The following is a 10,673-nucleotide window of genomic DNA, read 5'->3' on the forward strand; positions in this document are numbered from 1 at the left end:
CAGGTCTCGGGAGGCGCCAGCTGTGCCTCAGCGGGCGGCCAGCCGGGCCGTTTGTCCCAATTTTCGCCGAATTTGCGGCCAGTGTCTAATTTTGAGGGCACTAATTCCATTCCTAACGGAGACAGCTGTCTCATTTTGTATTTAGACTGATGCTGTCACGCAGGAAGCCGTGTTCGGGGATTCACGAGTCCTCATTCCAACGAAAGGTGTTTACAAAATGGCGCACATCAAGAATCGCTCGGTCAAAGGAGACCGCAAGGGGTGCCAGATCAGCTGGTGGAAGCTTGTCACAGGCGCTGCCGTGGTTGGCCCGGCAGCCGTGGTTGCCTTCCTCAACAGCTACCAGAAGAAGTACGTCGTGGACACGACGCCAGCAGAAACCCCGTTGCCAGGTGACGATTTGCTGACAGACGAGGGCCGCAACGAACTCACGATGCAGATTGAGATCGATGCCCCGCCGGAGAAGGTGTGGCCGCTCATCAACCAGCTTGGCCAGCACAAGGCGGGCTTCTACAGCTTCCAGCTGTTCGAAAACATGGTCCACTTCCGCATCCGCAATACCTACGAACCTCAGGACCGTTGGCAGGATACAAAGGTTGGGGACTGGACGTTCTATGGCCAGCAAGGGATCGGGCATCGCATCGAACTTCTTGAAGAGGGGAAGTACTTCGTTGGTAAGTCGGATTCCCGGACACCTCCAACCAACAAGGGCGCAATCGCGTGGACACCCGCGGGCACTCGCGAATTCGCGTGGACCTGGGGATTCTTCCTTGAGGAGCTTCCGGGCGGCCGGACGCGTTTCACTACCCGCAACCTCTCGTGGGCAGATATTGAAAAGCCCATCCCAGCACTTATCGTGGCCGGCCTGATGTGGGGCTGGTCTTCAGGTGTGATGCAGACCCGCCTGCTCGAAGTTGTCAAGGCATGTGCCGAGGGCCGCCGGTTCCTCGAGCTCTAAGTAAACCCCAGCATTTATCCACGATGGCCACGCAATAGGCGCGATGGCCCTCGTGAAAGGAAAGGAATAGTTATGTCTGAAACGTCAAATTGCACCGATTCCACGTGCACCCGCGGCGGCACCCCCACCGCCTTCTGGATCGCCCTTGGGGTAGTGGCAGCTGCGGCCGCAGTTTCGCCGCGAATCTTCGATCGGATCTGGAGCCGCCACCACTGAGGCTAGGTGGCTGGAAGATCACGATGATACAGAGAACCAGCACTGACCGCAGAAAGGTGGATGTGATGAATACTCTAGGAGGTATGCGTCCATGAGCGAAAATACAGATACTCTTCTGGGCCCGTCGGTGAAGGCGCGGGTCCGTGGTACAACGTTGCCCGATGGGACCCGCCCACTTCTCCAGTGGCCAACCCGCGAAAAGCCCTACGGGCCGGCAACCAGCCGGCGCCTGTGGCGTACCAGAGCGATATACCTTGCGATAGCCGCGATCGGCGTTCTGCTGGTCATCGTCGCCTCCAGCCCGCGTTGGCACGCGTTCGGCATCGGTTTGCTCTTCCCGGGAGCCGGCCTGTTCTATCCAGCCGGCGGTGCCAGCGCCGTGCTGCTCAACGTGGTGTGGTTCCTCGTTGTGATGGCAGCGTTCGTGGTGAGCTTGCTCGTGTGGTTTGCAACGGCGAACGTATTCGCCCCCATCGCCGTGTGGCTTGCTGCCGCGGGACTGGCGGCCATACGCGCGCCCGAAGCAGGCAACGATTGGTTTGCGGCGGTACCGCTGGGCGGTCTGCTGGTGTTCTCTATCGCCCGTGCCATCTGGGTACGGCGAAGCTTCGCGCGTGCCGAAAAGGCCACGCAAGAGCGGAATGCGGCAGTGGCCGATATGGTCATGCCGGCACGGCCAAGCTTCGTGCCTGCTCAGCCCTTCGTTGGCCCAGAGCTGACCAAGGATGAGCTGGCACTGCTCCGGTTCCCCCTAGAGCTATCACTCCAGCCCGTCGATTCCTTCTGGGGATTCGACCGGATGGACCAGTTCAGGGATGCTGCCACACGCTATCAATCGAATTTCACTGGCTACCTGCTGGCGGTGGCAAACTACTCGCGGATGCCCGCCTTCCATGGCTACATGGCACAGGCCCAGCGCAATCTGATCGATAAGGTCCTCTTGCCACCCATGTGGGATTACTGGCGCCTCGAAAACCGCTGGGGAAACCTTGGCTGGAGTGGAGACCCGGTTCTCCGTGACAACATCATGCTCAATGGGTGGTTCGGGTTGCACGTGGGACTCTACGAATCGGTGACGGGGGATACCCGCTACAGCGAACCGGGCGGGCTGACCTTCCGTTGGGATGAGAAAACGTCCTATGTTCATGACCTCAACACGATGAACCGTGCGGTCTATGACAACTACCTTCGGTATGACTTGGGATATTTCCCCTGCGAGCCCAATTGGATCTACCCGGTCTGTAACTCCGCAGGAATGATGTCCATGATCATCAACGATAGGCTCCACGGAACCACGTACTCCAGCGAGCTGGCGGACACGTACCGCTTCGCCCACGAAAACGAGTTTGTGGCTCCCGACGGTACGCCTGTTGGCCTGAAATCCACGCGTTTGGGTTGGAACGTCACGGTTCCCGAGGCGCTGAAGAACCTGTCTGCAGCGGGCCAAGCAGCCAGTTCAACTCTCGCCTCCCGTGATTCCAGCGGAACCGGGCAGAGTTCTCTCTTCCTCCCATTCCAGAACGCGATCTTCCCGGACATTGCGGAACGCGACTTCGTGGGTGGATCGTATGACGCCACACGCCAAGCGGTTCTCAGTGGAGCGCTTGATCTGCACGAAATGACAAAGAACGGCCCCCAGTCCGGCGGCCCCGCCTACCTCGGAATCCTTGGCAACGCCACAGAGTTCGGGGACACGGAACTCGCGGACACTGTCAAGGAGGCCTTCTGGAGCGATCCGAACTCCCACCTAGTCACCGAGAATGGCGTCAGCTACCTCGACTGGGTCAAGGTGGAGGATCCGGTGAAGCCAGAGGAGTCCCGGCGCCCCTCCATTGCGCCCGTAATGACCCAGGACGTTCTGTTGTCCGGGTTCTTCGGACGCCACGGCGGTGGCTTTGATCTGATCAACCGCGGTAATCCGGCGGAGTGGAACCAAGGCCCGCTATTGGCCGAGGTTCCTTACCCGGACGTTCTCGTGGCGCGCGCAGTGACCGACGGCCAGGCATTGGATGTTGTGCTGCGCCCCGGCGGCGAGGGTGGACGGTTTACCGTCTCCCTGTCCCGGCTGCAGCCAGGTCGTTCATACCGCGTGCTTGGCGCCGTGGATCGCATTGTGGAGGCGGACGCGAATGGATGCGCGGATGTGACCGTGGATCTCGATGACCGCCTCGAACTGCGGGTGGAGCCAACCACGTCCACGTCGGCCAGCTGATCGCCCTCTAGAAGAACAACTGAGGAGCCACTATGGCGTGTTGTCTGATCGCTCTTGTGTTGTATGGTCGCGTGACTTCGGGGGTGGCCCGGCTGTGGCATGCCGTAACTGGCCAGCCCATGCCGGATCGCCGCCCCCGGGTGGCAACACCGCCGATTGGCACGTGGAGCCAGCGGATGCCGGTGCCTTCAGATGGAACGCCGGCCACTGCAAGTGCCATGACTGCCAAGCGCAGGCGCCAAGCGTGGAAGTCACCCGTTGTTTTGGGTGCCTCTGTTCTTGCGGAGATCGGCTTAGCTCTGGTGCTGTGGCACTGGTGGAGGAATCAGGCCGCTGACCTGATGATGGATCATTCCGCCATGGCCGCCGCACCGGGCACTGCCGCCGTTGTGACTGTGCTGCTGATCGAGGTGCTGTTGGTTATTGGCACCCGAGTATGTGAGCGTTCGTGGGCGCTGGCGAGCATTGCCCTGCTGGGCCTAGCTGCAGCACTGGCATCCGCGTTCCTCGGCGCGTCCGGCGCCTCCCACAGTGTGGCGATGGCGGAAATGGTGCTGTTAACTACGGCGATTCCGATCATGCTCGCCACCCTGGCGGGCAGGCGGATCACCGGGGAGGACCGGCCCCGCGCCGCGAACACCACCGCATGGCTCCGGCTGATCCTAGCCGGCGTGGCAGCCGTGGCCCTCCCCGCGGCGGTGTTTTTCTGGCACCTGCCCGCCGTGCACCACGCGATGTCTCCGGAGATGCTTCTGCTTCGCAGCGCAAGCTATCTGGTGGCGGGAACGCTGCTGTGGTTCCTCATCACGAACAAGGGCATGAGCAAGGGTGGCGCTCTGCCCGCGAACACGCGCGCCGTGCTGCTGGGGATATCGTACGGCGCGATGGGCATCGTGGCGCTCGCGATGATTGTGGGCCCAGAACCGTTGATGCCCGCGATGGAATCCGCTCTGCCATGGGGCGCCCTTGCTGACCAGCGTGCGGGAGGGATCATCATGATGGTTGGCGACATCCTTCTGGTAGTTCCCGTGATCGCGGCCGCCCTAGCGCCGTCCCGCCCCGGATCCGACACAACATCATGGGTGGCACAACAGAGTGCCGCCCGCCAAAACCAAGACCAAAACCAAGAAATGGAGCTCTTGTCATGACAGAGAGCAATCGCAATCAGAACCTCGTGACGTGGCACAACCCATCGGGAGCGTGGTATTCAGCAGCGCTCATCACAGTGGGGTTGGCTGGGCTGGCCTATCTTCCGCTCATGAACGCCGTTCTTTCCGTTCCATCCTCGATTGCCTCGGACGGCTCGCGCACGGCCACCGTGCTAGTGATCGCTGCCGTGGCACTGGTGTCCGGCATCGCCGTGGCCGTCTACCCCCGCCCCAAGCCCACACGTTTGGGCTACGTCAGGGCTACGCTACAGCGCTGCATTCGCGGAGCGATCTGCGGTATTGGATTTGCGTGGGCAACATACAGCCTGATCGATACGTTCGTTTACGGAATCGCCCCGTTCGGCAACGCGTGGCTGACGGCGCTGACCCAGATTGGCGGGCTCCTGATCGCCGCCGCGCTGTGGGATCCCGGCCAGAAGCGCATCCTGCGCGCATGGTGGGACACGGTCAAGGGCTACAGCATGTCCGCCACGGGCGCGGCGCAGTAGCGTTCGCCAGTGGCAGTACTCAGGGCTCCGTGGGAATCTGCGTTACGTTCCCCGCGTTGTTGGTTGTAGCACTGTTTACTACTCGACAACACGGAATCAGGAGAAAATATGGCCGTCCCACAAGATGATGGGTTTCCTCAGAACACACGGAACGTATCTGGCGGTTTCGGCCAAATGCGCCAAGGCTCGCGCATCTGGCTATACGTGCAGGGCGCACTTAGCCTGATCGTCGGCATCCTCTTCATCGCTCTCCCCATCGAATCGGCGCTGTTCATCTCCATCTTCTTCGGAGCGTGGCTGGCAGTGACGGGCCTGACCGGCATCATCGCGCACTTCACACGCGAAAAGGAGCTGCGCAGCGGTTGGGGCTTGTTCTCCTCGATCGTCTCATTGATAGCCGGCGTACTGGCGCTGGCGTGGCCTGGTACGGCGGCGGTGACCATCACGTTCATCGTGACCATCTGGGCGCTCGCGATGGGAATCGGATACATTGTGTCCTCCTTCCGCTTTAGGCAGCTGGGTGCCCGCTACTGGTGGGGCATCCTGATCGCCGGGATCGTCGCTGTCCTCCTTGGAATCGCGATGGCCGCCGCACCCGGCGCGACGCTGCTGGGCCTTATTTGGGCCGTCGGTATTTTCGCCATCGTTGACGGCATTTCCGAGATCATGCTCGGGTTCAAGTTGCGGAAGTCCGAGTAACCGGTACTTTCGTACGTACGGAGGGTACCGTCGTCGTCGAAAAAATTTATGACGACGACGAAGCCCGCGGTGCGTAACGCGCCCTATTTTCGATAATCTCGGCGCGCTACATCCCAAACACGCGTGTAGGCGGTTACCGTGGTATTGTGAGTCCCTTATTTAAGCGCAAGCGGAACCGCGGCGAGGCACCCCAGGTGCCGTCAACCCCGGAACCTTCGGTCACCCCAGATGAAGATGCGGGCGCCGAAGCTCAACGTGACGTTGTTGCATCGAGCTCCCCGGCCCCGGATGCCCATGAGGAACCAGAACCTGCGGGCCCCACGGCTCGCGAGCTAGTTGACCATGGCTATTACCAGTGGCGCGGTCAACTTGCACGGGAGGCCGAGGCGGCGGTACGTCCGCTCAGTTCCATCGATCCGGCCATCGTGGACCTATCGAGCCAGCACCCCACAGGTGGGGCGCAGCTCGCCTCCGGCACACCAACGCTTCTGAGCTCCCTCATTCGCGAAGAAGGTGCTCTGCGTGTTGCTCGCGGCCGGTTGGCGAATCTGCAGCATCAGGTGGCGAACCTGAACGAAACGTATGGGTATGCGCCGGTGACGCTGGCGATCGGGGAGGTCTCATGGCAGGCCGAGAAGCCTAGCGCCGTTTCCGCCAGCCCAAGCGTGGCTGCGCCAAGCCCGGAAGGTAACTCACCGGATGTGGCCTCGGCTGAGGTGGCGTCATCTCACGTGGGCTCGCAGGAAACTAGCTCACCCGAGGTGGCCCCGGCCGGCAGTGGAGAGGACACTCCTTCGGCCAACAGTGCAGGCGATGAGCCGTTCACCGATAGTCTGGAACTTGATTTCGAAGGTTTTGACGATGAGCCATCGGATGCAGCGCTGCAATCGGCGAGCGGCCCGAGTACCGTCAGCGCCTCACATGCCAGCGAAACGGAAGAATCTGCCGAAACTGCTGGCGGTGCAGAACCTGTAGAGCGCGGGGACGATCCGGGCGATGGCGCAGACGATCTGGGCGATAATACGCAGGAACCCGTGGGACAACCGGCAGCTCCGGAGCACGAACAGCGCGTGGAGGCAGCCCTGTTCCGCGAGGTTCGGCTGGCCCAGCACGGGGAAGCGGACGCCTACATCACCCTGACGGCCAAGTGCGAGATCAACCCTGCGCTGGCTCGTGAGCTGCGTTCGGCGGGAGCAGACCCGGAGGATCTCAAGGAGATCAACCAGATGGTGGCGGATCCGGCTCAGGAGGAGCAGGGGCTCATCAGGCTACGCGATCTGTCCCGCGGCTACCTGTCAGGGTTTGGTTTTGAACCGCGCGTGCTGCTCGGAAGTTTTGTTCACCCCGGTCAGGTGCTTCTGGCCGATCTTGAGGCGATGCACCCCTACATCGAATCCTCCGGCGTTATGGCCGCCCTAGCTGGCGATGCGCAAACGCGCCAGCTTTCGTCCGCGCCGCTGCCGCCGCCCGAGCTTCGTGACCGGGCGCCGGAAGCCGAACGCGGTGCTGGAGATCGCGATGTTGAGGAACTGGTGGCTATTGAGGCCGTAGCCTCGGGCCGCTCCGTTGTGATCAATACGCCGCCAGGTTCGGAGAAGGTCGGGACGCTCGCCGGTATCGTGGCGGATGCGGCTGCCTCGGGGCGGTCCGTTCTGTACATTCCCGGTGGAGCGACGGCTGGCCGCGCCCTCATCGATGAACTTGAGAACCTTGAGCTCGGTGATCTGGCGCTGGACTTCTCGGATATGGACGGTGTGGCGCTGCGCCTGCGCACCGGCATGAGAATGCGTCACAAGGATGCGCCGTCCGCGCAGGTTTCAGCGAACCGTTCGCAGCTTGTGAGCGTCCGCAAGGAACTCTCCGCATATTTCGAAGCGCTCCACGCCGTTGATCCCGAGTGGGATGAGTCCGTGTACTCGCTTTTGGAGAGCTTGGCCCGATTCACCTCCATGGAGGATGGCCCAACTAGCCGGGTTCGGGTCAAGGATGATCAGCTGCGGGAGTTGCATGATTCCCGCGAGGATGTGATTGATAAGTTCTCTGAGCTGGCGCGTTTGGGGACCTTCTCTCCCCACGGTGCGGCTTCGGCATGGACGGGCTCGCGCATTAACACGGTGGATGAGGCGACGAAGGCTCTCGAACGCTCCACGCGCCTATCGCAAGAATCCCTCCCTGTTGTTATCGCTCAGTCCCAACGTGGGGCGGGCGAGGCCAGCATTTCTCGTGCGGAATCGCTTGACGAATGGATCGAACAGATCCGCATGCTGGCAGGGATCGCCCAAACGTTGGACGTGTTCCTACCGCAGGTGTACGAGCGTAGCGCCGAGCAGATGGTGATTGCTACGGCCACCAAGGAATGGCGTGAGCAGCACGGGCACACCATGAAAAGCTCGGAGCGCCGCCACCTTTCGCGTCAGGCACGTGACATGGTGCGCCCCGGTGCATCGGTCACCGATCTCCACAAGGAGCTTGTGAAAGTTCAGGGCCTGCGCGATGTGTGGCGCCGCTACAGTTCTGAGGGCGGCTGGCCAAGCCTTCCCGATGGCATGAATCAGATCAAGGCGATGGCCTCTGAGGTGTTCCGGGAGGTAGAAGCACTTGAAGAGGTGCTGGCTCCGGGAACCGATCTGTCTGGCATGCCGTTCGAGGATCTGCTCGTGTACCTGCGCCAACTGGCGTCCGGGCAGGATGCCATGGCTACCCTGCCGCGCCGCAACGCGCTGATCGATGCGCTGCGAGATTCTCATTTTGATGATATCTACGATGATTTCGCCACGCGGCACGTTGCTGCGGATAAGGTTCGGGCGGAAATCGAGCTCATTTACGCCAATTCGGTGTTTGAGCTCTTGGTGGTCCGCTCACCGCTTCTGGCGGGTACGGGCCCAACGGATCTGGCCCGGTTGACCGAGGAGTTCCGGTACTTAGACAAGGAACACACGACTACTCTGGCTGGTCCCGTCCATCGCGCCGCCGTGCGGATCATGCGCGAGACTATCTCCAAGCGCCGTCAGGAAACCATGGCCTTGGATGATCAGCTAGCACGCTATGATTCGGGCGGTCTGCGTGACGCGATCGCCACCTATCCGCGCATCGTTCAGGTGGCGCGGCCCGTGTGGGTTATCCCCTCGATGATGGCGGCCGAATTCGTTCCCGCGATGCCGTGGGTTGATCTGGTCATCATGGACGAAATGGATAGCGCGAAGCTTCCCAGTTCGATCTCCATGCTGATGCGCGGGCGGCAGATCGTGGTGATGGGTGACCAGCGCAGGGCCAGTGCCGATTCGGCCCTGACGGCCCTGTCTGAAGTTCTGCCCGTGTGCGACCTTCCCACGATACGTGCCAAGTACGATGAACTGGCCACGCAAACGTTGCGTGAGCAGGGCTACGGCGATGTGCTGCAGATGATTCCGGCACTTCCGCGCACAGACCGTGCGCGGCTGGTGACCGTGAATGGGCGCGGCGTTCCAAGCCCCGCCACGGGCACCGTGGAAGGCACACAGGCCGAAGTGGATGCGGTTGTGGACATGGTTGTTGAGCACACGCTCACCCAGCCGGAAAAGTCACTTGCCGTTGTGTGCGTATCTGAGCACCATGCCGTGCGGGTTCGCGAGGCCATCCGCCAAACGATCGCCAAGTCCACGGTGCTGGGCAACTTGACGGACAAGGATGCCCATGAGCCGTTCGTGGTTCTGGACATCACGAAGTGTTCAGGGCTGCGCCGCGATTCGGTGATCCTCTCAGTTGGTTATGGCAAGACCGTGCATGGCCGCGTTTTGCATTCCTTCGGATCTCTCGCTGGCCCGCGCGGCGTGGCGGGACTTGTGGATGCCGTGGAATCTGCACGCGGCGAATTGACCATCATTTCGGCCCTAGGCCCGGGCGAAATAGGCGTTGAGAACATCACCGCCCCCGGCCCGCGCCTTCTGGCTAAGTTGATCGATCGCGCCGGCGGCGCCGTTGTACAGTTGGACCCCAGCGAATCTGGGGCACCCGTTGAACCGTTGCTTGCCGATCTGGCGCAGCGGCTTGAGCGCGATGGCTGGCAGACGGCTGCACACTTCGGTTACGAGGATGGCGTGCGCATCCCGCTGGTGGTTGGCCATCCACGGTTCCGTGGTACATGGCGGGTTGCCGTATTGATTGACGATGCGGCATACGTGTCAGAAAGCTCGTTGCGCCGCAGAGACCGCTACTGGATTGAACGCCTGACCGCTCGGGGATGGTATGTGTTCCGTACCTTCTCAACCTCGCTCTTCGTAGATCCGAAGGGACAGGCACGTGCTGTCATGGACATTCTGGAGAAGACTAAGCGGGGTGAACTAGGCGCGGCTATTCTGCCGGTTGAACCGATGCAGGTGCCACGCTTATTCGACGATTCGTGGGAAGTCCCAAGCGGCCAAACGGCGGCCACATCAACGGCCACTGCTGAGCACGCCCCTCAGGCTCCGGCTGTCCGGGCCAAGCCGCGCGGCACACGCCCGCAGCTCACGCCCGGGCTACCGCTGGCCGCCTATTCGGACGATCAGCTAGATGATGTGGTGACGTGGATTTCCTCCGATGGAGTGCCACGCACCGATGACGAGCTGGTCCAAGCCATCCGCGAGGAACTGGACATTCACCGCCGTGGAAGCCAAACAGATACCGTACTTCGCAACGTGGTGAGCCGCGCCCGCAAGGAGGGCGGCGCGGCCAGTGGGGACGAACCTGATCGTGACGGTCCGGCGACTCTGGGCGATATCACGGCAGTGGGCGAGAATACGCCAACTAGTGAAGAATCCGCTGAATGATCGCTCCGGCGAATGAAGGCGCAGCGAGCAACGGTGTCAGGGGTACCGGTGCAACGGGCAAGCGTCAGCACCGTGCCGCCGTGAGGCTCTCGCGCGTGGATAGTGACCGCATTTCACGCGGGGAGCTTGCCTCGGAATCTGAGG

General features: G+C 61.7%; 7 protein-coding genes. All 7 read left to right on the plus strand.

The features are described 5' to 3' along the window. Positions 1–217: 217 nt before the first annotated feature. The 7 genes from ACTHV6_RS10440 (at position 218) to ACTHV6_RS10470 (ending at position 10,529) form a co-directional block, all read left to right on the plus strand. Positions 218–958, plus strand: coding sequence for a hypothetical protein (locus ACTHV6_RS10440; RefSeq protein ID WP_441387455.1), 741 nt, complete (start codon positions 218–220; stop codon positions 956–958). A 72-nt stretch (positions 959–1,030) separates the two neighbouring features. After that, the gene (locus ACTHV6_RS10445) at positions 1,031–1,174 is read left to right on the plus strand and encodes a hypothetical protein (protein WP_441387456.1); all 144 of its coding nucleotides are present in this window, start codon (positions 1,031–1,033) and stop codon (positions 1,172–1,174) included. A gap of 91 nt (positions 1,175–1,265) precedes the next feature. Next, positions 1,266–3,386 carry a linalool dehydratase/isomerase domain-containing protein gene (locus ACTHV6_RS10450; protein ID WP_441387457.1) on the plus strand — a complete coding sequence of 707 codons (2,121 nt, stop codon included), beginning with the start codon at positions 1,266–1,268 and terminating at the stop codon, positions 3,384–3,386. 71 nt (positions 3,387–3,457) lie between these two features. Then, positions 3,458–4,534, plus strand: a complete 1,077-nt coding sequence (locus ACTHV6_RS10455) for a cytochrome c oxidase assembly protein (protein WP_441387458.1) — start codon at positions 3,458–3,460, stop codon at positions 4,532–4,534. After that, a complete protein-coding gene (locus ACTHV6_RS10460; RefSeq protein WP_441387459.1) occupies positions 4,531–5,043 on the plus strand; it encodes a hypothetical protein in 513 nt (170 codons plus the stop codon). The genes ACTHV6_RS10455 and ACTHV6_RS10460 overlap by 4 nt, the downstream gene beginning before the upstream one ends. A 108-nt stretch (positions 5,044–5,151) precedes the next feature. Beyond that, complete coding sequence (locus ACTHV6_RS10465) at positions 5,152–5,742, plus strand: HdeD family acid-resistance protein (protein ID WP_441387460.1); 591 nt, start codon at positions 5,152–5,154, stop codon at positions 5,740–5,742. 146 nt (positions 5,743–5,888) lie between these two features. Further along, positions 5,889–10,529 carry a hypothetical protein gene (locus ACTHV6_RS10470; RefSeq protein WP_441387461.1) on the plus strand — a complete coding sequence of 1,547 codons (4,641 nt, stop codon included), beginning with the start codon at positions 5,889–5,891 and terminating at the stop codon, positions 10,527–10,529. Positions 10,530–10,673: the final 144 nt, after the last annotated feature.

This window comes from Ancrocorticia sp., from assembly GCF_052089425.1.
Lineage (GTDB): Bacteria > Actinomycetota > Actinomycetes > Actinomycetales > Actinomycetaceae > Ancrocorticia.

Bases quoted from the DNA above. Each gene is read 5' to 3' on its own strand.
- ACTHV6_RS10440 (WP_441387455.1), top strand. From the start codon at position 218: ATGGCGCACATCAAGAATCGCTCGGTCAAAGGAGACCGCAAGGGGTGC.
- ACTHV6_RS10445 (WP_441387456.1), top strand. From the start codon at position 1,031: ATGTCTGAAACGTCAAATTGCACCGATTCCACGTGCACCCGCGGCGGC.
- ACTHV6_RS10450 (WP_441387457.1), top strand. From the start codon at position 1,266: ATGAGCGAAAATACAGATACTCTTCTGGGCCCGTCGGTGAAGGCGCGG.
- ACTHV6_RS10460 (WP_441387459.1), top strand. From the start codon at position 4,531: ATGACAGAGAGCAATCGCAATCAGAACCTCGTGACGTGGCACAACCCA.
- ACTHV6_RS10465 (WP_441387460.1), top strand. From the start codon at position 5,152: ATGGCCGTCCCACAAGATGATGGGTTTCCTCAGAACACACGGAACGTA.